Raw genomic sequence first — 24,241 nt, 5'->3', positions numbered from 1 at the left:
TGATTCAACCGTATGCGACACACTGCACCTCCCATTTCAAATCTTCCGTGGTCAGTGCCTCAAGCTTTGTCGTCGGCATTTGGTCGCAAAGGAGCGCTGCGCAATAGAGCACTTCAAGCGTTGACATCGCTTGAGCAATTTCAAGCGAGCCAATGGCAGTTGCAAAGAGATCTTCGGCGTGCTCCCGGATGTTCAGACCGTATCGAGAGTCGGCCCAGTGGCAAAACTGATCTTTCAGGTCGACCCAGTGTTGAGCCGTCAGCGAGCCGCTCAGAGAAATGTCAGCTGTTTGAACTGCATTTATTTTACAGAACAGGTTTTGCAGGGGGACTCGGCGCGTTGAAAATATGACCAGCATCTCAGCGTCGCTGAGGGCAAATTTGAGCATGTCGTCAATGATGACCTCGGCCGAATTCTTGTCGTGACTAATGATGTCTGCGTCATCAACCACAATTGTCCTGCGGCCAGTCAGTTTTACGAACTCGATCAGGCTCTTCGGCACCCGCTTAAGCCATCCGAACTCACAAGTTGGAAACACCTTCTGCTGAACTCGATCGACCAGATTCACACGGTTTAAGAATATGTCATGCCGAACAACAATCACCTTCGTAGAATGAGCGGCGATAAATGCATCCAACAAACTGGTGATGCCTGCTCCAACTGGACCTCGCACCATGGCAACGGAGCCTGCGGTTGACTTGAACAGTGACTCAAGCGCGTCATGCGCTTGAGTCCATGAATCCCAGCGAAACTGGAAGCCATGACGGCCTTCCAGCACGCTGCGAGCGATAACGCGACGTGCATCCAGATTCACGCCACGTCGCCTTCATCGGCGTCCTCAGGTTCATAGACCTGGAGCGCGTAGTTGAAGTCAGCCATGATCTCTTCGATGTTGTCGAGGTGGCGATGATTGATGTGCTCAGAACCATCCAGAATGCTGGCCATCGCAGAGGCCTGGATAATTTTGACGACGTTGTCCATGAGACCGCCACTTTTTTCCTCGATCTTCAAAACCAGCATTTGATCCTTGAAGTTCGTCGGTTTCTTCAGCGGCAAGTGATGGATGTATGTGGCCACGAAATTGCGAAATTCGGGGCCATTTTTCCAGCTGGGCAGAGAGACCAACGGATAACGCCGCTCCAATTGCGGATCGCGACGAAGCACCTTTGCAGCTTCCGGAATGCCGAAGGCAAACACTGACAATCCGTAAGTTGAACCCGAAAGGTTTTTCAACAGCGACAAGTTGATTCGTTGCTGAACCTCAGTCAGCATCAGCGCATCATGAATTTCGTCGAGCGCAATGCCCCTAATGTTCTCAGTGCGAATTTTGTATTGCATTTCTGGGGTAATATTGTCGCCTTGCCGAGCCCTTCGCCCGACGCCAAGCCCCATCTCGCTGAGGATAAGATCGCGAAGCGAATACCCATTTGGGCTCTGGTGCATGGTCACGAAAATCATCTTGTTTTCGGATGTTTGATTATCCATTTTCATCTTTTCGATCATGGCCGATTTCCCGCCTCCGGGAGGGGCAATGATCAGCATGCTGGGTGCATTGATCTTGTTCCTTGTTTTCATGGCCATCTGCATCCTCATGAAGATTTTTTGTGCGCTCGGATGATGGACCCAGAAATCATTGGCACAGGCCAAGAGCCTGCCTTCATCGGTTTTATCAAAGTGCTGTAATGCCGAAGCGTGGACGTGCGGGTACTTGGACATAAACATGCCTCATGTTTTTTAATGTTAAGAGCCTGTTCAGATGAACAGAGTTTTAAATCTATAAAGTGCATGGCGCATCACCTGTATCGATGCGCCAGTTAGATTCATGCAATAGATCGAACGAGGGGTGTTACCCCATCTTTTGATGGATGGGGAGCAGACAATGCAACTAGCGAGTGTCGCTGTCATAAAAAATTGGTTCTTCATCGAAATCAACAGCGGTGTCGCGCTGAAACAATTTGCTAATGTCGTAGACGTTGGTTTTGTCCTTTTTCTGAGATTTTGGATTGATTTTTGTTGTCGCGGTCATCTTCGTTTTCGAAGAATCATTAATCGCTTTTTTAATGGGCGTTTGGTTATGAGTGGTTGCTTGTTCTTTGTAGTCCTCCTTACCTTTCTGTGCCTTCCTTTGACGTTTCTCTTTGGTGGTTAATGCCATCTCGGCTTTTTTAACCTTGTGCGCTTCAGCAAATGACTGCGCCCCTGCCTTGCCCATCGTGCCGTCTCGAGCTCCTTTTTGTTGGCGTTGCCAACGGTACGTTTCAAAATCGATGCTTTTATTAAAGTTGTTCCTCCTGCATGGAATTTTGGTCCAAGTGCCATCCAGGTTGGCAAAAATGAAACTGAGATCGTACGGATCGTACTTGATCAGCACTTTTTCTCGGACTCGATGCTTGATCGCTGAATCGAAGTAAAACCTGCGAAACAACTCAATGCCCTCAGGAACAATCTGCTTATCATGGATCTCGGGATAAAACCGATACTTGAAGTCTTCGTGCTGCGCCGCCTCGAGCACCTTGGGTCCCGGGTATTTCGCGTAATGCTCGTTCCATGCCTCCTCAGGTGTTTTCCCCAAGGCAGAATGCTTGGAGTCGTGATAGGCGTGGAAGTGATAACAAAGGATCTCTCGCAGGCCCGTCAACGTAATGCCTGCGCGCTTCGCGCTTCTCAGATGCTTGCGCTGGACCGTGTTCGATCCCGTACTGCCAGGCAGCCCGTGAACCGTGTTGAGCATCAACTTGCCAATCAGACTTTCAATGTGACCCCCTTGGTGCTTTTGGGGGATGTCCCTGTGCTGTACATCGATACCAAAATCCTTGGCGTTCAGCACAAAGACATCGGAAATGAACTCCTTTGCGTTGTCGGTGTGAATCACCTCGGGTAAGCCATGCATCGGCAGCAAATGCCCAGGGAGTCCAAGTTTCGCGAGAAACGGATCCTTGGGTAAAACGCAGCTTTCCATCAGCATGGCCACCGAGACGGCACTGGGCGGCAGGAACGACAGGTAAAACCCTAGAACCACACGGGTGTGTAGATCCACAGCGAGGCTGATCCAAGGTCGCCCAATGATGACGTTACGATCGTTTTCATCCACGACGAGTAGATCAACGACGGTATGGTCGAACTGCACCCACTCCAGAGGCCTTGTAGTGACCTTGTACCCTGCCCTTGCCTCATACCTTTGCTTGGTCTGGTCAGTGGAGTGCGTCTCGGCGTACAACAACCGCTCGCCTTTGGCTTCAATCCAGCGTTTGACTGTGTGGTAGCTGGGTCGCAGCATCCTTCTGTTGTCCGCCTGTGCCTGGCAAGCTTTCCAAACGACTGAGACTTTCTTCGATTCCGGATAGTGCTCAAGAAACATCTCTTCGATGAGCTTTAGCACCTCTGAATTGGTCACCATCAGGCCGTCTTTGCGTCCCGGGCTATCCGTAACGATTGTCCGGTAGCTGGTAGCGCCTTCCATGCGCTTGATCAGCTGGTAAAACACCGTCTTTTTTAAGCCCAGTAGGCTCATCGCTTTCTTGGCGTTCAGATGGCCGTCTTTGTAGTCCTTTAAAATGGTGTACCGTGATGCCGCCAACTTGTGTCGCTCTACTTCGCGGACGGTACTTTTTGAGCTCAATGTAGCCTTGGCTCGCGAAATGTGTTCCTCGGTCACTTTTTTCATTGGTGATTGTCCATACAGAATGAAGTCCTTCTGACGCAGCACGCTTATTACGCACATCGGCGCTGCGATGATGGCCTTCGATCTATTGCATTAGTTTTTTTAAAGAGCGGTAGTTACACACTTCGATTGCGTCGAAGCGAAATTAGTTAATCTCATCCGAACAAAGTCCGCAATAGGCCGGCCAGGAGCGCAAAGAACTGAGAAAATAAATAGCGAATTAATTTTTCGACGTATTTATTTTTAAATGAACCCCCCTCTAGATCGGGGCTTTCAGAATTTCGAAGGCATTTTATTTTTTATTTTATTTGCACTTCAATTTGCGCGTTAATCGCCTGCGATTATAACTTCCGATTTGTCCAATCGAAGCATTGCGTGCAGGCCTGGCTGGAAACAATCGAAATTTTTGACCAATAAACTTGAAATTTTGTTTTCAAATCAAGTTAGTCGGCTAGAGTGGACGAATAATACATATATTGATGTTTGCGGAGATTTAGAGGCGTCGAATTAAAGTTATATTGACATGTATCAGGCGTTATTTGTCCTCGTCCCGGCGTTCGTGTCTGGCCTGTATGGCTTGCCACCGAACTGAGATCATTTGCCTGTGAGAGTGTGATTTGGGGTCAAAGAGCAGGCGGCAGCGTTGCTGCCGAAGAGGCGATGTGCCTAGGGCTGGATCTGGGCTTGTCTGCATCGAAACAGAGAAACACGTTAGGTTCTGTACGATAAGTCAGTGCAGGTAGAGCCGCCGTCCTGATTGACTAGTGGCCTTCTTGGCAAAGCACCAAGAACTCCACGATGCGGCCTGGGAATTGATCAAGGATCTGGTTTCCCCGGAACAGAAGATGGGTCGATCGCGAAGTGATAATTGGCTGACGCTCAATGGCCTTTTCTGATCCTCTGCTCGGGCGTTGCCTGACGTGACCTGCTGGATCGTTTATTTCTGTGAGTTACGGTGTAGCAACGGTTCCGTGACTGACTAGACGACGGCGCGTTTGAGCGATGAAGACCGGTGGCGAATACGGCAAGAACAGGCAGCACCGATCCTTGAAACGCTGCACAACTGGAAGCTGGCCAGCGTGATCTTGCGCCCTACGGATCAGCAACGGCCAAGATTCTGGATTACAGTCTTAAACGCTGGGCGCGGACGCGCTATCTGAAAAATGGAGCCGTGCCCATCGATAACGACCAGGCCGAAAACCAGATCCGGCCATGGGCAATTGTATGCTCGATCTGGTTGATGCCCCATGATGTCCACGGCCTTTGAGCCATCACATTAGGCCGTGGCTTTCCGACGCAGCAGCGCAACGAAGTGCTCATTGCCAAATCGTTGTTGGAATCAGCTGCTGGCTGCCGGCGCAATCACAGAGCCAGGCACGAACGCGCCGAGCATAAAACGCGCCGTACTAATGTCATTCCATTAGGAACTTATGACGTTTTCCGCCCGCTTGCATCAGCTCGACGTGCAAATTCTGACGTCCCACAATGACCGCCAACATCGGTCGGCGATCACTTCGATTCCTCGCCAATATCTGCCATTCGCAAAGGTCGGTACCAGACGGGCTCGGTAAATCCTGGGGATGGGTGTGCCACTCGCCCACATACCTTACCAATCCGTTACTCTCTCGCCAGCGCCTATCAGCTAACCCTTTGTGACCATGGATCATTCGTTCAAAGAAATAGCGTAACCGGCGATCTTGAAGCGTCGGTTCGCTTGCCTCAAGCACTTCAAGATGCTTGCCACGCACATGCCCCAGGAGAATCCCACCAGCTTCCGTTCCAGAGTCACTTTGGATGTGGCGCTCAAAAACATCCAGAACGCTTTGGTGGAAGTACACAAATTGATCGTCCGCGGGGCCGCGCCAAGTCGTCACGAACTGCATGCTGGACACCCTGGTCGCTTGAGAACTGTGCAATCAGCATTTGCAGCCTCATGGGCTCTGCTTAGCACTCGAGTAGATAACCCCGGCCATGCTTTGCGTCCAACCCACGCCATTACGGAGTCAAGACCAAGCGCCGCAGCCTGTATAGACACCGAGGCGGAGAAAGGCACGTAAGGCCCTTCACAACCTTGACCAGCAAACAGCGGTTCTACCCCACCCTCAACAGCTGTGAAATCACCTCGACGCTCGTAGTCACAAAGACAGCGATAACAGCCTTCAGATGCGTGACTCGAAATATACGATCGTACCGCCACCCCAGCGCCCTCAATCCATATGTGCAGAAGCGGAGTTTTTTGCGAGTGCCTTGCAGCAAGCCACTGACCTAACGCTTGCTCACCAGTGGCATCAATCAGCAGATCAAACTCTTCCAGATTGACCTCCCGTGCATCATAGGTGATGGGCCTCACATTCAAGCCTGGCATGACGCGTTTGATTTCATCAGCCAGAGAGGTCGCTTTAGGCAGGAAGCTGTTGTTTGCCCCTAACCGATGTCGACCCAGGTTGCCAGGCTCAAGAATCTGGTTATCGACCAGCATGAGCTCACCACCAGCAGTGCCAGCGCCTGCCCTAGCCAGCATCTCGCCCAGGTACCCACCAATTGTGCCGACCCCTACCATGGCTATTCGCAGGCCCGCGAGCGTAGTCTGTCCCGGAATATTGCGTTGGGTCACGAAAGCATCATCGATGCGAATCAGGTTGAGGCAAAGAATGCGCACATCGTAGATGGGCAATCGCTGATCACGAGACGATTTGCGAGGTGTCTTCAAAAGATCAAGTGTTGCGAAAGCATAGGGCATCAAGGGTGAGTCGATTACGACCACCGCAAACGCGCGACCTTGGCGATAGGCCCTGGCAATCCGTGCTTCGATTTTCCGCCGGCAAGCGTCATCAAGACCACTTTGCCACGCGAGCAGCTCTCTGACTGTCTCGGGTGGCCAAACATCTGATTTCGGCCTAGGTGCTGTTTTGGTAGTGACTCGGTCAATCGACCAAGGCAGTTCTCGCAACTTGCCTGGCAGGTGCGCAAGTTTGGCAGTAGTACGCTCGGGTTTATCGCTGACGGCAAATGCATCACCTATTTGCAGCAAAACCCCAGTGCCGGTCTCCCGCGAGTCCACATCGACAAAAAACTGTATACCCGACCAAAATGCATAAAACTCTTCAGCCAGGTCGTTCACACGCTCGCCAGCCATGATCTGATCAAGCACGCGAGCTGCCTGATCAAGTGCCGCCAAGGTCTGACCAATGGGATCAAAAATATCGACAACTGCAGTGGCATCGGCGATGTAGCACAACGAGCCTGCTGGCCCAATATGCGGTGCAACGGGAAGCAAGCGTTCCGGTACCGGCGTCAATTGCACAAGGGGGAAGCTCTGAAACGTCCTGTCGATCCGCACCAAGCACGGAATACCACCGAAGCGCGTACTCAGGCTGCCCTCAATGACCAGGTGGGAGGAGCTAGGTTGTTCCTCACAGCGCCGAAACCCATTCGACTTCAGCGCTGCAAGCAGTTGTGGAATGACGCTCATGGCGCTAGCCCGCTTTCGTGCGTTTGACAATCTCGGACGGTCCTTGCTCCGGCGCAATAGCAGCCATTGCCGCGGGCATCGGCTTGAAAACCTGATCACCGATGAGATCAGGTCGATTTGGAAAGCGCTCTCCCAGCATGGTGCGCATCCACAGGCATGCCATCTCTTTTTGTGCGCTGTCTTCAATTGAGGCTACGAGATATTTCTTGAACGTCTCGAACTTCTCTGCTGCCTCCTCGATGCCGTTTTCTCCCAGTGCATCCGTGAGATAGACCTTCGAGTCAACTGGACTCTTAACCCCTTCACGCAGCGCGTTTGGCAGGCCTGAAACCACCGCCAGAAGCGCCAGATCGTCGCGCTTGTAGTGGAACTCGAAAAGTGGGCAGGCTGCAGCCATCAGCAGAATCGAGCTTGGCCCACCTTTGTCCCACTGTTTGTCGCGAAACGCTTTGATATAGCGAATCACTCGACGTAACTGCTCTTCCTTATCTGAGATCTCAAGCTCGAACCACTCCTTCATCTTCAAGGGATCAGAAACGATCCACTTGTCTTCGCAAGCGAGCAGGATCTTGTCAGATGGAAGTTTCTTCCAGGAGTCTTGTTCCGAATTGATGGCAAGGCCCTTTAACACCCCGTAGTTTCGCGCTTCCATGCCTTCGATGATCAGCGCGTACTGATCATCGGGAATAGCATAGAGCGGTAAGTCGATATGAGCAGTGGTCGAGACTTCCACACGCATGCAGGTCGTTTTAGAGCTCAACGTCCATCCCTTTTCGTCACACATGGGTTTCAAAGCATCCCACACTGCGGCGCGGAAGTCCTGAATAGCCATGATGGGGCGATTTTCCTCGGTGATGATGCTCATCGGCAGATACACACCGTCATCGACATCCGATTGCTGAGGAGGAGTCTGGCACGGTCGGTTCAGTGTTTTGTAAGCCCACGAACCCTGGATGAAGAACTTAGGCTTGCGCTCTTTACCGTTGTAACCCCGGGCTTTCATGGCTGAGGGCAGTTTCTTGCGTAGCTCATCACGCACATCCGCCCGGGCAGAATTGATTTCCTGTTTCTCAGTCTCGACCAAGTCGAGCTCTTTCAAAAATGTGATGTGCTCGTTCGAGCTATAAAGTAGCGAACTCAGGTTTGGCATGACGCCACTCCCCCTTCGGTTAAGGCCTTCAATGGTCAACAAGCTCGGAAGACTTGCAGGGCGCCCGGCGTACAGCTGACGTCACGCCAAGCTGAATCAAACTCCGCCCCACCGACCGACCAACCTAAGCGGACGTCGATCATTCACAAAAGACAGCGAAGCGGTCGCAGCTTGGGATCCAATGATGCCATCACACCACATGTAGTGCAAATTGAAATTAGATACACAAGATATGGTATCATTATACATTGCCACTACACTTCATCCTTAGCCTCCCAGAAGCGCCACCAAGGCCGCTTCTTCTCTCGCTCGAAGGATATGTACCCCGCTGTATTCAAGCCCTGGTTCCAGTTACGGTCAGTGAAATAGACGCCCTCCATCGTCACCACATTATCCTCATCACGCACTTGAACACGGGCAGCACCGTTGTGCTGGCTGCAGTCCGAAATTTTGGGGTTGTTGGTCAGGTTTTCGTAGATGTAGTTGAGCTCGACAGTGCCGTGCTGCCAGTCACGTTGAACGCTGACGCAAACCGTACTGGATTTCGAATAGCGGTCATCGGCTTCGAATTGCATGCGCACACGGAAAAAGCGAGAGAAGATTTTGATTTTCCCCTGCTTGATGAGCTTGTCTTCTACCGATTGGTTTCCTCTCAAGCGCTCGATAGCACCCCAGTTTGACTGGAGCGATACCTTCCAGGTGCCCTCGATAGGGGGAAAGAACGTTCTGACAATCGGAAACTTGCAAAGGAAAGGGAAGATAAAGGTTTCACCCACGATCAGAAAAGCGAAACCAGCCATGCTGGATGCACTGGATAGTGCTCGGAGCAGCGCCATAGGATCGCCTATCAAAGCCAGAAGGTTGTTGTGGTTCAGCGCTGCGAAAATCGCGAGGGTAACGACCAGAAAAGCAAGTGCTGTATTTTTGATTCCTATCACTTGGTACATGCGTGCTCCTTAGGTGAGGCCCGGACAGTCAGACACTGGTCCTGCCGCCGGCTGCGTACGACATTAACACTACACTCCGAAGACCTAAGGTTCAGAATCCGGGACGATGGAAAGAAAACGGGGTCTGGATCAGGTTGCACTGAATTTCAGTCGCCCGCCCTTGGCCGCATTCGCACTTTTCAGAGACGGCTGCAAGACCGCATGCTCGCGGTGATAACGCTCAAATGCCAGTGCGACGTCTTCATCCACCAACTGCAGAGATTCTCCGCTACCGGTGGTTTCCAACGCAGTCAAATCAACTCCATGCGTCTTACAGAAGTCTCTCAGTAAGCGCCAGAAAGGACGAGAATGATCGATATGTAGGTCTCGGCGGTGCTCAACAAGCTGGCCACTGAGCGCACACACCACAGGCAGTGTGATGGACTCTCTGTATTGCTTTAGTTGAGGCTGGACGACGAATCGTAAGGCTTCACGGACCTTCCCGTCCGCAGACTGTACGACACCCGAAATGCATCGCTTGTAAGAAAACGGCTCCTCGCTACCATCCGTTCGAACGATATGAATACCCTGACCAGAGCCACGGACATTGCGGACAATTTTAAAATGGTCGATACCAAGACCCATTTTTCGCTCCGCATCTGGATGCATCGTAATGAGCAAGCGAAGTTTGTAATCCAGCACTTCATGGCTGACGCGTCCTTGAGGTGCGTCCTGTAGAAATGCCTTGAGCTTGTCCAGTAACTCCTGCTTTGTTTTGTACCCAAAATGACCGAGCCAGAACATCCTTTTCTCCTCTGCTATCCGTCGAGAGCTCTTACATTAAGCCGACTTTGTTCAAACTCAGGTGGATGGTTCGGCTCGCCACCTGCCCCACTTTTAGTGGATTTCTACATCCGTTTTTTGGCAATACGCGCTTCGTAGACTCCGGACGAAAAATCAAACACGTGATAAATTGATGGCAATGTGTCATCGCCAAACCGAGGCCGTCAAGGTTACCGAGGGCACGATATCAGGGCGCATTTGAAAGGCTTGATACGTTAAAGCACAGAGCGAATTGATGAAAATTGCCTACCAATGAAATTGGATAGCTCGCCATGTGCTTGTTCGAGAGCAGACCAACGATGGGCAGCCTCCGCAACCTGCGTAAGCGTCTTTACAGGACTTCTTTTAAAGATATGAAGACATCCAAGCGCGTCTTTCCACCCGGGCGAGAAGACTTTGCGATAGATCCACTGGGCTACAGCTCACTGGCGCACATCAAATGGGCCGTTGCATGTGAGCGCGCCGGTTACTCGATAGATCCGGCAGCGCCGGCGACCAGCGAACATCTCAAGAATCCAATTCTCTGGTTGTCGCAGGCCAATGCAATGTCGGAAGCGGCTTATGCAGTGCTCATGACCGAGCAAAGATTTGAGTCAATGCCATTGTTCATACGCGCGTCCTCAGAAAGCCAATATTGCGCGATCGCTCTCATGCTGGTGGGTTACAGCCTGGAAATCTGTCTCAAAGGGATGATCATCATGAGAGAAGGTATTGAGGGCTATGCTCTGGTCGAGAAAAAGACTCGTCACCACCGACTCTATGACCTGGCGGCGTTCGTGCCTGACCTGTCGAAAAAAGATAACGCCATATTGATTGGACTTACCCACTTCATAACCTGGGCAGGTCGGTACCCTGATCCAGGCTCTGGAAGGGAAGCTGACACTGAAAAAGTTTTCGATCTAGCAGAAAAGCACAAAATCACTGCGGGAGACGTTTTTAGTTTGTCAGCGCGAATCATGCGGCATGCCGCAACGATCACTGACCAGCTTTAAGCATGGCACCCCTATTCGAGGTATCCATCGGTTGCATGGAAGCTCAAACTTTTTATAGGAAACAGTGATGTGCGAATGGTCAAAAAACTCGGCGAGAACGGTGAAGACGTCGTTGCCGCTTTCATGAACATGATCGGCTGGAAAGCGCCTCTGCAGTAATGAATATATTGGTCTTTAGCGTGACTGATACCTCCCTGAATTAATCACCGGACATTCCCGAAAACAGGAAAATTAATGGGCGGACATTCCCGTAACATTTGCTTTCTTCACCGGAAACTCCCGGGAAAAGTCCGGTTATTGATCACAACAAGTCGGTTTAATCAATAAAATCAGAAACTTGGGAATTTCCGGTCATTTCGCGATTGGAGCAGCACCCTATAAATCTCAGAAACCACCTGCATCGTAGCGTCTTCGATTGTTCCCTCATTACGGCACAGAACCCAACCGTGCTCCTTGACTGCTTGCTCGAACATCTCCGTACACGCCATATGCTCTGCGTACTTCTGGATCACAGTGCCGCCCAATCCTCGCGATCTTGTCGCAGCCCTTGCCCATGAAATGTCCGGATTGGTGACAACGCCAACATGCAGGTCAGGCACTCGCACGTCTCGATCCAGGTTCAACTGGAGAATCTCGGCAAACGGGATGGTTCGGCGAAACGCTGCATCAGACGGATACCAGCGATCAATCAGGATAATGCTGTCCAGCGGCTGCTCCGTCAGCACGTTTCGGGAAATCCAGCGCCGACTATCAGCCAGGCGCTGGCACACAGCCCATTCCAGATCCCGGGAAGGATTTCTGACAAGCGAGTTGATCAGGGCCATGGTTTCACCCCGGAAAGGATCGCTTTTTCTCTCGCAGAGCCGGATGACTTTCTTGTTGCCGGCCCTCAGTGCCGTCGTAACGGCCTCCAACAGCGTGGTTTTGCCGGTGCCTTTGGGCCCATCCAGAGAAACAAACAGCGGAATATTCATTGTTCACATAACGATGGATTTACGGTGGGGCACTCTAACCGCATTCCTGGCATTCCAATGGCTGAATTGTCATTTCCAATGGCATGGCCCTGCCCTCACCCTACTTCACCGCCCTCCTCAGCTTGTTGCTGGAGAAATGACTGGAGACTGTTGTGGCCGTCTACGATCAGTCCTCTAACAAGCGACTCATGGTGTTCGGCAGTAGTGAGATCTTGCAGATCGAAGCTTGCAGACCAACGGATGAGCGATGACAGCGTTGTACTCAGCGGTGGGTACTGCCTTGATGTTCTTCGACATGTGTCTCTCCTTCCAGTAAGGGCGAGGCGCGACGCACCTCGCCAATTGCATTCAACGGCTTAGGCGCTTGGGTGGGTGTGGTAGATCTTGCTGACAATCGTCCACTGACCTTCAACCTTCAGCAGGTTGAAGAAGTCGGTGAAACGGAATCCTGAAACATTGTCCGTATCGACCCGGGCACTGGCTGCCGTGCCTACGATGTCGATACGAACGATCGCTGCTTGCGCTTCCGGAGACGGGCGGAACGCGTTATCGATGACGTCGTACAGGTTCTGGATCGCACCGCCGACGAGCTTGCCTTCGTCGACCCCGAACATGGTGGCCTGCTGGTTGAATGCGGGCTTCATCAAGGCGCTGTCAGCTTTGGCACCACCTTCGTTGTACTGGCTGAGCACGTCGACGATTGCGTTGTATTCCTGAACATAAGTTGGCGTGGACATAAGGTATTCCTGAGTTGGTAAATGGCTGATGAAAGCAAGGAAGGTTTACGGACGAGGCGCGGTAAACAGTCACCAGTCCTGGCGCGTCGGGGAGATGATCAAGTCGTTGACAGTGACGTTTTCCGGTTGGTTGAGCGCGTAAATCACCGCACCCGCGATATCGTCGGGGGCGATGGCAATTCGGTTGAGCGCTTGGGCAGCCTTGCGCCCTTCAGGATCACTGACCTTGTCGGCCCAGCCGGTATTGATGACACCCGGGCTGACCGTGTTGACGCGGATGCCGTGCTGCACACCGAGCTCCTTGCGCATGGACTCGGTCATGGCCTGAACGAAAAATTTTGTTGCGCTGTAAACACCGGCCGCCGGTCCGACCTGATGACCGGCAACAGAGTCCATATTGAGAATCTGCCCGGACTTGCGCTCCAGCATGAAAGGCAGCACCGCCGCCGTAGTGTTGAGGTAGCCTTTGATATTCACGTCGATCATCTTTTCCCAGTCCTGTACCGCCAGGTCGACCCAGTTGGAAAAAAGCATCAGCCCGGCGTTGTTCACCAGAATGTCTACGGCGCCGTAGGTCTCATGCGCAAATTGCGCGAGCGCTTGGGTCTGATGCGCCTGAGTCACGTCGGTGGTAAAAGCGACCACTTCGTTACCGCCCGCCCGCAACTCGGCGACAAAGCTTTCCAGACCCTGTTCATCCAGTGCAGCGGCCACTACGCGCACGCCTTGGGCGACAAGCGCGCGGGTGGTGGCGGCGCCGATGCCGGAAGACGCGCCGGTAACGATCGCTACTTTGTTATGCAGATAATTCATGCTCATTACCTCTTATCGATAAATGCCGTCGTTCAGGCGTTCGCGGTTGGCCAGTCGATGTAACCCTTGGCACCGCCGCCGTAGTAACTCTCGCGTGGCGCGATGGTGAGCTCGATCCCGCGACGCAAACGCTCCACGAGGTCGGGGTTGGCAATGAACAAACGACCAAACGCCACCGCATCGATCCGCCCCTGCGCACGACGCTCTAGCGCCATCGGCAGGTCGTAGTTGTTATTGCCAATGAATGGCCCTTCGAACTGCGCACTCAGCGCGTCCAGATCCACGCCTTCCGGGACCGTGCGGGAGGTCGCCGTGGCGCCTTCGACAAAATGCAGATAAGCCAGATTGAATTGATTGAGCTGCTGAATCAGGTAACCGTAAGTCGCCATGACATTGCTGTCGGGAGGTGTATTTCCGGCATCGGGTGTAACTGGCGAGAGGCGAATACCGACCCGATCGCTACCCCAGATCGAAATCACGGCTGCGGTGACTTCCAGCGTCAGTCGAGCCCGGTTCTCGATGGAGCCGCCATATGGGTCAGTGCGTTGATTGGTGGAATCGCGCAGGAACTGGTCAAGCAGATAGCTGTTGGCGGAATGCACTTCTACGCCATCGAAACCGGCGCGTCTGGCATTCTCTGCGGCCAGTTTGTACTGCTCGATGATTCCAGGGATCTCCGAGGTTTCCAGTGCACGAGGCATCGACACCTCGACAAAGCCTTTCTCGGTGTAAGTGCTGCCTTCGGCCTTGATCGCCGAAGGCGCTACTGGCGCTTCTCCGTTGGGTTGTAGCTCGACACTCGAAAAGCGCCCCACGTGCCACAACTGACTGACGATTTTGCCGCCCGCCGCGTGCACCGCGTCAGTGACTTTTTTCCAGCCAGCTACCTGTGCCTCCGACCAGATACCCGGGGTCATGGCGTAACCCCGCCCCTGGGGAGAAATATTGGTCGCTTCGGCGATGATCAAGCCTGCACTGGCGCGCTGGGCGTAGTAAGTCGCGTGCATTTCATTCGGTACGCCGTCTTCGGCCATTCGGCTGCGTGTCACAGGTGCCATGACAATTCGGTTAGCCAATTGGAGTGCGCCCATTTGCATGGGCGAAAAAAGGTCGGTATCAAACGTGTTAGCCGTCATAAAATCCTCGACTGAATAGACCGGTCGTCTAGTGGAAGGTTAAAAAAATACGCCCCTCTGTCAGCAGGCGTTTGCTGGTGATAGTGCTGTTTCAAAAGCTGCCATCGTGTTCACGACTGTTACCGGCAGCGTTGCACCTGGTCACACAGGTGGTCGTCTGTATGACCCGTTCGTGAGGGCTCTAGCGCGACTTTCTCCCACTTGCTGATAACCAGCGGCGCAATCGCATTGCCCAGTACATTGAGCGTGGTGGTGCCGCTGTCGATAATCCTGAAAATGCCGGCGATCAATGCCACACCTTCCAACGGAAGACCGGCAGAGGCCAAGGTGGCTGACAAGATCACGATTGCAAACCCAGGCACACCTGCGGCGCCCTTCGAGGTCAGTACCATCGTCACGACCAACAGAATCTGCTGTGACAGAGACAGGTCTATCCCATAGAGTTGCGCCACAAAAATGGTCGCCACACCGAGAAAAATCGATGCGCCATCGAGATTGAACGCATACCCCACCGGCACCACAAAACTGACGATCCGACGCGGTACGCCGTAGCTTTCCAGTTTGGTCATCAGTTGCGGCATAACGGCGGCTGAGGCGGCACTGGAAAACGCCAGAATCAACTCATTACGGAAGTAGCGGATCAACTTGAAGATGTTTTCGCCAATCAAATAACAAATGCCACCCAGTACCACTAAAGCGAACACCATCAGCGCCAGATACACCACCCCAATCAACTTGAGCAGCGGCAGCAGCGAGGCAAAACCAAACGTCGCGACGGTCGCGCCGATCATGCCAAACACCCCTATCGGCGCGTAGGCCATCACAATGGAAACCACCTTGAACATCGCATCGGAAAGGCTCTGCACGACCGCAATAAATGGCGCGCTTTGGTCTTTGGGCAAAGCATTCAATGCCAGCCCCAACAGCACGGCGAAGAACAGTACCGACAGCAACTTCGCTTCTGACATTGCCACTATCACGTTGTCTGGAACGATGTTCTGCAAAATCACCAGCGCCCCTTTGGACGGCTCAAGCGTGATCGATGCAGCACCATGCGAAAGGCCTGAAATATCGGTTCCTCGTCCTGGTTCGAAGAGGTTGGCAAAACACAGGCCTATGACGATGGCCAGCGCGGTAATCGCAAAGAAGTAGCCGAGCGACTTCACCCCCATACGGCCGAACGATTTGCTGTCACCGCCGCCCGCGATCCCCAAAATCATGCAACAGAACACGATCGGAACAACCACCATCTTCATCATCTTGATAAAGATGTCACCGAGCGGTTTGAGGATCTCCGTACTCACCCATGTCTGATAGTGCGGATGCGTATTGAAGTACCAACCTGCAAGCACGCCAAGCAATAGCCCGGCAACGATTTGCCACACCAAGGGAATACGTTTCATGTCTAGCCTTCTTGTTGGAATGAAAGGTCTGCGTCTATTCGCAGTTGCTAGAGTCATGAGCTTCCAGCTCACTTGAGATCGAATGGCACAAACGGGTTGTGCCATGCGTGTTCCTATTTAGCGAAGAGCTGGCTCATATCCTTGAACGCCTTGAATTCAAGAGCGTTGCCGCACGGGTCAAAGAGAAACATGGTGGCTTGCTCGCCTACCTGGCCTTTAAACCGAATGTACGGTTCGATCACAAACTCGGTACCAAACGACTGCAGACGTTCGGCCAGCGCCTCCCATTGTTCCCAACCCAAAATGATGCCGAAGTGCGGAACCGGGACATCGTGTCCGTCGACCGGGTTGCTGTGAACGCTCTCTTGTGAGGCTGTTTTCGGATGTTCGTGGATCACCAGTTGGTGACCATAAAAATCGAAATCGACCCATTGCGTGCTGGAGCGCCCTTCTTCAAGGCCAAAGACCTCACCGTAGAAGGTGCGCGCCGCAGCCAGGTCATAAACAGGGATCGCGAGGTGAAATGGCGAGAGGCTCATCGGAACTCCAAATATTTTTTGTTGGTTGGCGAACATTTCCACCGTCATCAGCTCTCTGGGTTCAGCCGGTGCCGGGGATGGAAAACATCCTAGGACGGAAAACCAAACATAAAAATCAATATATATTTCTCAGAAACACAATTAATATTTGTGAATGATCAAAGAACTGAAAACACTCATCGCGGTGGCGCGGGAAGGCACATTCGCCGCTGCCGGGAACAAGATCGGCCTGACGCAGGCCGCTGTCAGCGCGCAGATTCAGCGCCTGGAAACCGAACTCGGTTTTGAGATTTTCGACAGGAAAGGACGTTCGGCCCATCTCAACAAAATGGGTCACCAGATACTTCTGCAGGCGCAGGAGTTACTCAGGCTATACGACAATCTGGGTTCCACTGCGCTGGGCCAACCTACCAACATACTCATCAACATCGGTGCGATCGCATCCGTGCAACGTTCCTATTTGCCCGATGCGCTGGCGAAGTTTCACCAGCAGTGTCCGCAATGCCGCACACGTGTCATTCCAGGGCTTTCAATGGAGATGGTGAACCTCGTAGACGCCGGCGAAATCGACATGGCCATCATCATTCGTCCGCCCTTCTCTCTTCAAAGTGACCTGCGCTGGACGACGCTGGCACGAGAGCCCTACCGACTGATCGTGCCACGCGAGCTGGAGGGAGAAGACTGGTCGGAACTGCTGTCCAGCCAGCCATTCATTCGCTATGACCGATCATCTTTCGGCGGCCGGCAGGTTGATCGTTTCCTGCGACAGATGCATTTCACCTTGCAGGAAGTTTGCGAACTGGATGAACTGGAGGCCATCATCAAACTGGTGGAAAAAGGTGTAGGCATAGCGCTGGTGCCACAGACAGAGCCCCATCAGGAATGGCCCGCAGGTGTACGAGCGATCGATTTGGGACAGCACACCTTTCACCGGGATATCGGGCTGGTACATCGATCTCGACAGAGTTTCACCGAGCCTGTGCGAATTTTGGCTCAGCTTATAAGTGATCAGGCAGCTGAATGTCTTTCGCTTGAGAAGCGTTAAAGCCCGTCCATTTCACTCTCGTCGCAGAAGAGTATGGGGAGCAATGCCGAAGGTCTTGCGAAAAGCGTGGCTGAAATGAGAGAAGTCCGAGAAGCCGAAATCCAGCGCCGCCTGGGAAATGCTACGGACTTGACCACGCTCGATCGCGTCGCGGCTGGCGAACAACCGTGCCTTCCAGATTTCCGCGACCGGCGATTTCTGATGGCGGGCGAAAGCGCGCGTCACTGTGCGCGTGGAGACATGGTGAGCTTGAGCAATGCGCTCGAGTGAAAGATCCGCCTCGGTCAAATACTGGTGGATGTAATTCATGATCCGGCCATACAGGTCCAGCTCGTCATGCGTCTGCTTCAAATCCTGGAGTTCCAGGCTGACCACCAAGAGGTCGAGCAACGTGCTGGAATAACGACTGGACAGGCCTGGTTTTTGGAAGCCTGAAGCCATGCTCGCGGCCTGGCGCAACATTTCGCGTAACGGAATCACCCCTGGGCGACGATCATCCAGAACCATGGCGGTGCACTCCGCTATGCCGGGCAGCCGCTGGCTGAGCAATTGTCGCGGAATGCGCACAAGGTGGTTATCGGTACCACCGAAGCTGAATCTGAAGGGCTGGGATGCGTCATAAAGGAACAGATCGTCCGCCGCCAGCTTCGTCCGCCGGTCAGCCTGCTCCAGTTCGCCATAACCGCTGCGGGTAAAGCCCAACCACAAATCGTCATTCGGGTCGCTGCGCAGGTGCTGGGCGGTCCGCTCCCAATAATGCAAGGGTGCGGACAACGTGCAGATGTCCAATGCCCCCATGCCATGCACCTCCAGCGCCCCGTCGAAATCGCTCTGCGCCAGCAGTTTGCTGTCGGCGTCCAGGCAATGGTGACACACCACCTCCTTCCAGTAATCGAACCGTTGGGGCGCCGTGACGGCAAGCGTTGAATACTGACATGTCTGGCTCATTGCATGGATCTCGCGGCGGCGGTTCAACAAAAAAGCGTGGTAACGTTTTTTGCGAGCTCAGCAATTATCAGGCCATCTGCTCAGTCTCACGCCCAGCGCTTAGCCGCGCCGCAAGATCGCCCTCCGCACACTTGGCAGACAGTGCCTCCCCAGCACTTCCCCTGCAACTTTCCTGAGCATTTCGTCCCTTGTTTCACAAGCCCCGCACCATCACTGCGCATCGATGAGCTGGCCATTTACGGCTGTCCTTTTTAACCAAACGGTTGTCCATTCGAGCCAAGCACATCCCATCTCCCCTCGATAATTTTCACTCCACGCCGTGTCCCTCCCGACACCAATGACGAGGTGCCTCATGCAACGACGAGAACAGCAGCGACTGTCCGATTCGTCCTGGTTTTTACAGCGCTGGGACATGGCACCCGAAGAGTTCGCCAGTTACCTGGTGCAACTCGGGACCTTGGCGCTGCAACGCCGATGGCGTGGTCCTGATCGCAAAACAACAACATCCACTGGCCTGTAGAACAGCGAACCGTCCGTTTGAGACGGGAATAAAGGAGCCCCCATGGAATCTGCAATCGATAAACATCTGAAATGTCCGCGGACTTTGTCGCGTCGCGTCCACGACGAATACCAGCCACCCTTCCCCATGTTTGTGGGACGGGCTGACGAAAACGTGAAGCAAGTCGTGATGGCTTACCTCGGGGTGCAATTTCGCGAAGAACAACGCGCCGCCGCCCTGCAGGCCATACGCTACATTGACGCCAGCTTCGCCCTCGCCGATGGCCCCGGGCATTACGACCTGACCTACCACCTCGACAATCAGGGGTATGGAAACTTCATCGCCGTGGGCTACTGGCGTGATCCCATCGCCTATCACCGTTGGCTGCTTTCACCGCCGGTGGCGAATTGGTGGGGCGACGATGCGCGTCTGAGCGAGGGGCTGGGATATTTCCGCGAGGTCATGGCCCCGCGCGCCGAGCAGTTCGAAACGCTGTATGCCTTCAAAGACGATTTGCCAGGCGTCGGTGCGGTCATGGACGGCATCAGCGGCGAGATTGAAGAGCACGGCTACTGGGGTTCGGCGCGCGACCGCTTTGCCATCTCCCAGACCGACTGGATGCAGCCGACCAGTGAACTGCAAGTCATTTCAGGCGATCCGGCCAAGGGCGGCAGGGTCGTCGTACGTGGCCACGACAACCTGACGCTGATCCGCTCCGGACAAGACTGGGTCGAAGCCGGCGAGGAAGAACGCGCGCTCTATTTCAACGAGATGCTGCCGCCCCTGCAAGACGGCATGAACTTCCTGCGTGACGAGGGACAGGCGCTGGGCTGCTATAGCAACCGTTTCGTACGCAATATCGACCTCGATGGCAATCTCCTCGACATCGCCTATGACATCGGTCACTGGCGATCGCTCGACAAGCTGGAGCGCTGGGCAGAATCCCACCCCACTCACCTGCGCATTTTCACCACGTTCTTCCGCGTGATCGGCGGTCTTTCGAAGCTGCGGCTGTATCACGAGGTCTCGGTGGCGGATGGTAGCCAGCAACTGTTCGAGTACATCAACTGCCACCCGCAGACCGGGATGATGCGCGACGCACACCTGTCGCCCGCCTGACTCCATCGCTGACTCCACTTTTAGCCCTGCGCGTTGCCTGACTGGCGATAGCGGGGCTCTTTTTGCCCGAAAAAAGGATCTTCGATCATGAAACGGTTCCGCTACCTGGCACTTGCAGCCCTGCTCCCCAGTCTTTCCTCCCACGCGCTCGAGGTCGATCCTGGCGACTACGAGCCGCTCCCCGTGGGCGCGACCATCGGCGTGGTCTACTACCAGCATGCCAGCACCGACAAAGCCTATTCCAACGGGCACAAGACCAGCTCCGATTTCAACCTGACATCCGACGTCGGCATTTTGCGTCTGCTGCACGTCTACCAGTTGAGCGAGCGGCTGACCATCGAGCCGCAATTCCTGTTGCCCTTCGGCCATGTGTCAGGCGGTGGTGATGCGTCTGCGCTGGGCGACGCCAGCGGCATCGGCGACCTCATTCTTACTGCGCCACTCAAGTACCGTCTCAACGACGCCAACGACACTCTCGGTGCGACCGCTTACCTGTACGTGCCGACTGGCAACTACGACAAGGACGACGCGCTCAACCTTGGCGAGAACCGTTGGAAATTCGATCTGCAGGCCGCTTACGTCAAGCACTTCACAGAAAAGTGGGCCATCGACCTCGTGGGTGACGCCATCTGGTACGGGGACAACAACGACTACGGCGCCAGCTCTGCCCGTCGCGAGCAGGACGTTTCCTATGGCGCCCAGTTGATGGGGCGCTACATGCCCGACGAGACAACGGCGCTGGCGATCGGCTTCGGCCACAGTTGGGGCGGGGAAAACCAGGTCGATGGTGTCAACCAGGACGACAGGATGGAAACCACCAACGTCCGCGTTACGGCCAGAAAGTTTCTGACCACCAGGGACCAATTCCAGGTGCAACTTGGACGCGACCTTGCGGTGGAGAACGGCCCCAAAGAGGACTTTCGCATGAACCTGCGCTACGTCAGGGTTTTCTAGCCCCCTCCTCCGCGCAGCCCGTATCAAGCGTGCCAACCGGCTCATGAGATGCCCCTGATCTTAAACGGAGTAACCCGACAATGACCGACCAGCAACCCACCGCAGAACAACAACCTTCCCTCTACACCCGTCTTGGCGGCTATGACGCGATTTATCAGTTCGCAGGCGCCGTGTTGAGAAAAACGATGGGCCATCCCGCCATCGGCCACATCTGGGCCCATATGTCGGAATCGACGTTCCAGAAGGAACACATCAATTTTGTCGACTTCCTTTCCGAGCACTGGGGTGGCAGCGCCAAATACAGGGGCCGAGACATGGTCACCGCGCATCGCGGGATGGGGCTGACCGAGGTGCACTGGCAAGCGGTGCTCGATTGTCTGGAGGCCTGCTACGACGACTACGGCCTGGCCCCGGACCTGCGCAAGGAGGTCAATGACTTCCTCATCAAGTTCAAACCGGCGGTGATCGGCAGCCCCTCCTATCGGGATGTGGTACTCGCGCACCCGGAAATGGACCCGGCCAAAGGCATGAAGAGCGTCGGGGTTGTCTGGCCGAAACCCGGGAATTCGTTCCGAAAACCGACCACGGCCGAATCCGAAGACTGACACGCTCGGCAAAAACCGGCGCCACCGCAATACGGCGTCCCGCTCAACCAAGCGAATGTCCTTCTCAACCAAGCGCCGCTCAATGTGCGCAGATAGCTTGATACCAGCCCGGTCGCGACATCGCCAATCGTGCGCACCGTAACCGGGCCTCCCCGAGACGACGTTTGAACAGACATTGCCAACCCAGCAGGTTGGCACAGGACACAGGACACTCCATGGCCATCATCCGCCCGACGCTCGAACAAGTGCAGGATCTCGCCAGCCGCCTGCACATACAGTTGACTCCCGAGCAAGCCAGCGAATACCTGGCGCTCATGCAATCCAGTTTTGATGCCTACGATCTCGTCGATGAGTTGCCAGACTTCATCCCCCCGGTGTGCTACGAGCGCAGTGCCGGTTACCGCCCTTCAAGTACGGACAATCCGCTGAACGCCTGGTACTACAGAACCGAGGTAATGGGCGCCAGTTCGGGCAAGCTTGCCGGCAAGACGGTTGCGCTCAAGGACAATATCTCTCTGGCCGGTGTCCCGATGATGAACGGTGCCGCGCCACTGGAAGGATTCGTACCGTCGTTTGATGCCACTGTGGTGACACGTCTGCTCGACGCTGGCGCCACCATCCTCGGCAAAGCCACTTGTGAACATTACTGCCTCTCCGGTGGTAGCCATACCTCAGACCCAGCCCCTGTGCACAATCCTTATCGCCATGGATTCACCACCGGCGGCTCGTCTTCCGGCAGCGCAGCGCTGGTGGCGTCGGGTGAAGTCGACCTGGCTGTCGGTGGCGACCAGGGCGGCTCCATCCGCATTCCGGCAGCCTGGTGCGGCATTTACGGAATGAAGCCCACCTTCGGTCTGGTGCCCTATACCGGCGTCATGGCGATCGAGGCAACTTTCGACCATGTCGGCCCGATGACGAGTAACGTCCGCGATAACGCGCTGATGCTTGAAGTGATGGCTGGATCGGACGGACTCGACCCGCGCCAGAGCGCTCCCGAGGTCGATGCCTATAGCGATTATCTGGAACGAGGCGTGACCGGACTGCGGATCGGAATTCTGCAGGAAGGTTTCCAACTCGCTAACCAGGATCCGCGTATCGCAGAAAAGGTGCGCAGTGCTATCGCCCGGCTCGAGGCGTTGGGTGCGCGGGTCGAGGAAGTCTCGGTTCCCGAACACAACCTGGCGGGGGCATTGTGGAGCCCTATCGGCTGTGAAGGCCTGACCATGCAAATGATGCACGGCAACGGCGCGGGCTTTAACTGGAAAGGGCTTTACGACGTGGGCCTGCTGGACAAACAGGCCGGTTGGCGCGATCAGGCCGAAGCACTGTCACCGTCACTCAAGCTGTGCATGTTCGTGGGTCAGTTCGGTCTGGAGCGCTACCACGGTCGCTACTACGCCAAGGCCCAGAACATTGCACGCTTTGCCCGGGCCGCCTATGACCGGGCGCTGAATACCTATGACCTGCTCGTCATGCCGACCGTGCCGATCACCGCCCAGCCACTCCCTGAACCGGGCTCTTCCATCACCGAAACCGTCACGCGTGCGTTGGAGATGCTGGGCAATACCGCCGCTCAGGACATTACCGGGCACCCCGCCATGTCGATCCCTTGCGGCCTGGTGGACGGACTGCCTGTGGGGCTGATGCTTGTCGGAAAACATTATGCCGAAGGCACCCTCTATCAAGCGGCAGCGGCATTCGAGGCCTCTGTCGATTGGCGGACGTTGTAAACCGGCGCATCGCACTGAACGTGAGTAGCAAATTCAGAGGGGTCAATACATGAGCCATACGCACGAACATCATCACGATCACGATCACACCGAGCCCCCCGAGGCCATCGCCCTGCGTGTCAAGGCGCTCGAATCCCTGCTGATCGAAAAGGGTCTGGTCGACCCGACCGCCATGGATGCACTGGTGGACACTTACCAGCACAAGGTCGGCCCGCGCAACGGCGCTCAGGTGGTCGCCAAGGCCTGGTTCGATCCCGATTACAAAAAACGGCTGCTGGAAGATGCCACCGCGGCGATTGCCGAATTGGGTTTTTCCGGCGTGCAGGGCGAAGACATGGTGGTGGTGGAGAACACCGCGGCCGTGCACAACGTGACGGTCTGCACGCTGTGCTCCTGTTACCCCTGGCCAACCCTGGGTCTGCCCCCCGCCTGGTACAAATCCGCGCCCTATCGCTCACGGATAGTCATCGATCCACGCGGCGTACTGGCCGAATTCGGTTTGCTTGTTCCCGATGACAAGGAAGTGCGGGTCTGGGACAGCAGTGCCGAGTTGCGCTACCTGGTACTGCCGGAACGTCCGGCGGGCACAGACGGCTGGAGCGAGGAACGCCTGGTCGAGCTGGTGACGCGTGATGCCATGATCGGTACCGGCCTGGCCAAGACACCGGGCGACGCAGCCTGACCCCGTGAAGGAG

At 54.7% G+C, this 24,241-nt stretch carries 22 protein-coding genes and 2 pseudogenes; 9 read left to right on the top strand and 15 right to left on the bottom strand.

Translation table 11 applies throughout. From position 1 onward, the window contains the following. Nucleotides 1–4: 4 nt before the first annotated feature. From H043_RS0110475 to H043_RS29010, 3 genes are all read right to left on the bottom strand, one after another. The gene (locus tag H043_RS0110475; protein WP_027611817.1) at nucleotides 5–814 is read right to left on the bottom strand and encodes a hypothetical protein; all 810 of its coding nucleotides are present in this window, start codon (nucleotides 812–814) and stop codon (nucleotides 5–7) included. Continuing rightward, entirely contained in the window at nucleotides 811–1,716 is a 906-nt protein-coding gene (locus H043_RS0110470; RefSeq protein ID WP_256214175.1) for a TniB family NTP-binding protein, read from the bottom strand. The genes H043_RS0110475 and H043_RS0110470 overlap by 4 nt, the downstream gene beginning before the upstream one ends. Before the next feature lie 169 nt (nucleotides 1,717–1,885). Continuing rightward, a complete protein-coding gene (locus H043_RS29010) occupies nucleotides 1,886–3,664 on the bottom strand; it encodes a Mu transposase C-terminal domain-containing protein (protein WP_049827839.1) in 1,779 nt (592 codons plus the stop codon). 770 nt (nucleotides 3,665–4,434) lie between these two features. Between H043_RS29010 and H043_RS30660 the strand changes: the two are divergent. Further along, nucleotides 4,435–4,637, top strand: a pseudogene (locus H043_RS30660) (transposase); the annotation flags it as partial. Nucleotides 4,638–4,656: 19 nt separating this feature from the next. Continuing rightward, nucleotides 4,657–4,901 (top strand): annotated as a pseudogene (locus tag H043_RS29690) (transposase); the annotation flags it as partial. Nucleotides 4,902–5,073: 172 nt separating this feature from the next. On the opposite strand, the gene H043_RS0110460 reads toward H043_RS29690, so the two are convergent. From H043_RS0110460 to H043_RS0110440, 5 genes are all read right to left on the bottom strand, one after another. Next, nucleotides 5,074–5,544 (bottom strand): Mov34/MPN/PAD-1 family protein, encoded by a 471-nt coding sequence (locus tag H043_RS0110460; protein WP_027611815.1) that lies wholly within the window; start codon nucleotides 5,542–5,544, stop codon nucleotides 5,074–5,076. Then, nucleotides 5,532–7,133, bottom strand: a complete 1,602-nt coding sequence (locus H043_RS0110455) for a ThiF family adenylyltransferase (protein ID WP_027611814.1) — start codon at nucleotides 7,131–7,133, stop codon at nucleotides 5,532–5,534. The genes H043_RS0110460 and H043_RS0110455 overlap by 13 nt, the downstream gene beginning before the upstream one ends. Nucleotides 7,134–7,137: 4 nt before the next feature. Further along, nucleotides 7,138–8,283, bottom strand: coding sequence for a cyclic GMP-AMP synthase DncV-like nucleotidyltransferase (locus H043_RS0110450; RefSeq protein ID WP_027611813.1), 1,146 nt, complete (start codon nucleotides 8,281–8,283; stop codon nucleotides 7,138–7,140). A 254-nt stretch (nucleotides 8,284–8,537) separates the two neighbouring features. Further along, on the bottom strand, nucleotides 8,538–9,230 hold the full coding sequence (locus H043_RS29005) for a hypothetical protein (protein WP_049827838.1): 693 nt from the start codon (nucleotides 9,228–9,230) through the stop codon (nucleotides 8,538–8,540). Nucleotides 9,231–9,359: 129 nt separating this feature from the next. Next, on the bottom strand, nucleotides 9,360–10,013 hold the full coding sequence (locus H043_RS0110440; protein WP_027611812.1) for a DCL family protein: 654 nt from the start codon (nucleotides 10,011–10,013) through the stop codon (nucleotides 9,360–9,362). A gap of 338 nt (nucleotides 10,014–10,351) precedes the next feature. Here H043_RS0110440 and H043_RS0110435 point away from each other — a divergent pair, with 338 nt between their 5' ends. Then, nucleotides 10,352–11,044 (top strand): hypothetical protein, encoded by a 693-nt coding sequence (locus tag H043_RS0110435; RefSeq protein WP_256214174.1) that lies wholly within the window; start codon nucleotides 10,352–10,354, stop codon nucleotides 11,042–11,044. A 329-nt stretch (nucleotides 11,045–11,373) separates the two neighbouring features. On the opposite strand, the gene H043_RS0110425 is transcribed toward H043_RS0110435, so the two are convergent. From H043_RS0110425 to H043_RS0110400, 6 genes are all read right to left on the bottom strand, one after another. After that, entirely contained in the window at nucleotides 11,374–12,018 is a 645-nt protein-coding gene (locus tag H043_RS0110425) for a dTMP kinase (RefSeq protein ID WP_027611810.1), read from the bottom strand. Between the two features lie 356 nt (nucleotides 12,019–12,374). Beyond that, nucleotides 12,375–12,755 (bottom strand): nuclear transport factor 2 family protein, encoded by a 381-nt coding sequence (locus H043_RS0110420; protein ID WP_027611809.1) that lies wholly within the window; start codon nucleotides 12,753–12,755, stop codon nucleotides 12,375–12,377. A gap of 69 nt (nucleotides 12,756–12,824) precedes the next feature. Further along, on the bottom strand, nucleotides 12,825–13,568 hold the full coding sequence (locus H043_RS0110415) for an SDR family oxidoreductase (protein ID WP_027611808.1): 744 nt from the start codon (nucleotides 13,566–13,568) through the stop codon (nucleotides 12,825–12,827). 32 nt (nucleotides 13,569–13,600) lie between these two features. Next, nucleotides 13,601–14,704 (bottom strand): alkene reductase, encoded by a 1,104-nt coding sequence (locus H043_RS0110410; RefSeq protein WP_027611807.1) that lies wholly within the window; start codon nucleotides 14,702–14,704, stop codon nucleotides 13,601–13,603. Between the two features lie 119 nt (nucleotides 14,705–14,823). Beyond that, a complete protein-coding gene (locus tag H043_RS29000) occupies nucleotides 14,824–16,107 on the bottom strand; it encodes a cation:dicarboxylase symporter family transporter (RefSeq protein ID WP_049827837.1) in 1,284 nt (427 codons plus the stop codon). Between the two features lie 113 nt (nucleotides 16,108–16,220). Further along, on the bottom strand, nucleotides 16,221–16,646 hold the full coding sequence (locus H043_RS0110400) for a VOC family protein (RefSeq protein WP_027611806.1): 426 nt from the start codon (nucleotides 16,644–16,646) through the stop codon (nucleotides 16,221–16,223). Between the two features lie 154 nt (nucleotides 16,647–16,800). Here H043_RS0110400 and H043_RS0110395 point away from each other — a divergent pair, with 154 nt between their 5' ends. After that, nucleotides 16,801–17,691, top strand: a complete 891-nt coding sequence (locus H043_RS0110395; protein ID WP_027611805.1) for a LysR substrate-binding domain-containing protein — start codon at nucleotides 16,801–16,803, stop codon at nucleotides 17,689–17,691. A gap of 12 nt (nucleotides 17,692–17,703) precedes the next feature. Here H043_RS0110395 and H043_RS0110390 read toward each other — a convergent pair whose 3' ends face one another. After that, a complete protein-coding gene (locus H043_RS0110390; protein WP_027611804.1) occupies nucleotides 17,704–18,639 on the bottom strand; it encodes a helix-turn-helix domain-containing protein in 936 nt (311 codons plus the stop codon). 562 nt (nucleotides 18,640–19,201) lie between these two features. Here H043_RS0110390 and H043_RS0110385 point away from each other — a divergent pair. The 5 genes from H043_RS0110385 to nthA all read left to right on the top strand — a co-directional run bounded on the left by H043_RS0110385 (nucleotide 19,202) and on the right by nthA (nucleotide 24,228). Beyond that, nucleotides 19,202–20,257 carry a phenylacetaldoxime dehydratase family protein gene (locus H043_RS0110385; RefSeq protein WP_027611803.1) on the top strand — a complete coding sequence of 352 codons (1,056 nt, stop codon included), beginning with the start codon at nucleotides 19,202–19,204 and terminating at the stop codon, nucleotides 20,255–20,257. Between the two features lie 87 nt (nucleotides 20,258–20,344). Then, on the top strand, nucleotides 20,345–21,211 hold the full coding sequence (locus tag H043_RS0110380; RefSeq protein ID WP_027611802.1) for a transporter: 867 nt from the start codon (nucleotides 20,345–20,347) through the stop codon (nucleotides 21,209–21,211). Between the two features lie 80 nt (nucleotides 21,212–21,291). After that, entirely contained in the window at nucleotides 21,292–21,816 is a 525-nt protein-coding gene (locus H043_RS0110375) for a group 1 truncated hemoglobin (protein WP_027611801.1), read from the top strand. 215 nt (nucleotides 21,817–22,031) lie between these two features. Further along, the gene (locus tag H043_RS0110370) at nucleotides 22,032–23,546 is read left to right on the top strand and encodes an amidase (protein WP_027611800.1); all 1,515 of its coding nucleotides are present in this window, start codon (nucleotides 22,032–22,034) and stop codon (nucleotides 23,544–23,546) included. Nucleotides 23,547–23,595: 49 nt separating this feature from the next. After that, nucleotides 23,596–24,228, top strand: coding sequence for a nitrile hydratase subunit alpha (gene nthA, locus H043_RS0110365; protein ID WP_027611799.1), 633 nt, complete (start codon nucleotides 23,596–23,598; stop codon nucleotides 24,226–24,228). Nucleotides 24,229–24,241: the final 13 nt, after the last annotated feature.

Origin of the sequence: Pseudomonas sp. URIL14HWK12:I6, assembly GCF_000514195.1 — a bacterium.
GTDB classification, from domain to species: domain Bacteria; phylum Pseudomonadota; class Gammaproteobacteria; order Pseudomonadales; family Pseudomonadaceae; genus Aquipseudomonas; species Aquipseudomonas putida_A.
Note: the sequence above shows the minus strand (reverse complement) of the source record. Positions and strands in the feature narration are given on the sequence as shown.

Coding starts and splice junctions, on each gene's coding strand:
- H043_RS0110470 (WP_256214175.1), bottom strand. CDS start 1,716: ATGTCCAAGTACCCGCACGTCCACGCTTCGGCATTACAGCACTTTGAT.
- H043_RS29010 (WP_049827839.1), bottom strand. CDS start 3,664: ATGAAAAAAGTGACCGAGGAACACATTTCGCGAGCCAAGGCTACATTG.
- H043_RS0110460 (WP_027611815.1), bottom strand. CDS start 5,544: ATGCAGTTCGTGACGACTTGGCGCGGCCCCGCGGACGATCAATTTGTG.
- H043_RS0110455 (WP_027611814.1), bottom strand. CDS start 7,133: ATGAGCGTCATTCCACAACTGCTTGCAGCGCTGAAGTCGAATGGGTTT.
- H043_RS0110450 (WP_027611813.1), bottom strand. CDS start 8,283: ATGCCAAACCTGAGTTCGCTACTTTATAGCTCGAACGAGCACATCACA.
- H043_RS29005 (WP_049827838.1), bottom strand. CDS start 9,230: ATGTACCAAGTGATAGGAATCAAAAATACAGCACTTGCTTTTCTGGTC.
- H043_RS0110440 (WP_027611812.1), bottom strand. CDS start 10,013: ATGTTCTGGCTCGGTCATTTTGGGTACAAAACAAAGCAGGAGTTACTG.
- H043_RS0110435 (WP_256214174.1), top strand. CDS start 10,352: ATGGGCAGCCTCCGCAACCTGCGTAAGCGTCTTTACAGGACTTCTTTT.
- H043_RS0110425 (WP_027611810.1), bottom strand. CDS start 12,018: ATGAATATTCCGCTGTTTGTTTCTCTGGATGGGCCCAAAGGCACCGGC.
- H043_RS0110420 (WP_027611809.1), bottom strand. CDS start 12,755: ATGTCCACGCCAACTTATGTTCAGGAATACAACGCAATCGTCGACGTG.
- H043_RS0110415 (WP_027611808.1), bottom strand. CDS start 13,568: ATGAATTATCTGCATAACAAAGTAGCGATCGTTACCGGCGCGTCTTCC.
- H043_RS0110410 (WP_027611807.1), bottom strand. CDS start 14,704: ATGACGGCTAACACGTTTGATACCGACCTTTTTTCGCCCATGCAAATG.
- H043_RS29000 (WP_049827837.1), bottom strand. CDS start 16,107: ATGAAACGTATTCCCTTGGTGTGGCAAATCGTTGCCGGGCTATTGCTT.
- H043_RS0110400 (WP_027611806.1), bottom strand. CDS start 16,646: ATGAGCCTCTCGCCATTTCACCTCGCGATCCCTGTTTATGACCTGGCT.
- H043_RS0110395 (WP_027611805.1), top strand. CDS start 16,801: ATGATCAAAGAACTGAAAACACTCATCGCGGTGGCGCGGGAAGGCACA.
- H043_RS0110390 (WP_027611804.1), bottom strand. CDS start 18,639: ATGAGCCAGACATGTCAGTATTCAACGCTTGCCGTCACGGCGCCCCAA.
- H043_RS0110385 (WP_027611803.1), top strand. CDS start 19,202: ATGGAATCTGCAATCGATAAACATCTGAAATGTCCGCGGACTTTGTCG.
- H043_RS0110380 (WP_027611802.1), top strand. CDS start 20,345: ATGAAACGGTTCCGCTACCTGGCACTTGCAGCCCTGCTCCCCAGTCTT.
- H043_RS0110375 (WP_027611801.1), top strand. CDS start 21,292: ATGACCGACCAGCAACCCACCGCAGAACAACAACCTTCCCTCTACACC.
- H043_RS0110370 (WP_027611800.1), top strand. CDS start 22,032: ATGGCCATCATCCGCCCGACGCTCGAACAAGTGCAGGATCTCGCCAGC.
- nthA (WP_027611799.1), top strand. CDS start 23,596: ATGAGCCATACGCACGAACATCATCACGATCACGATCACACCGAGCCC.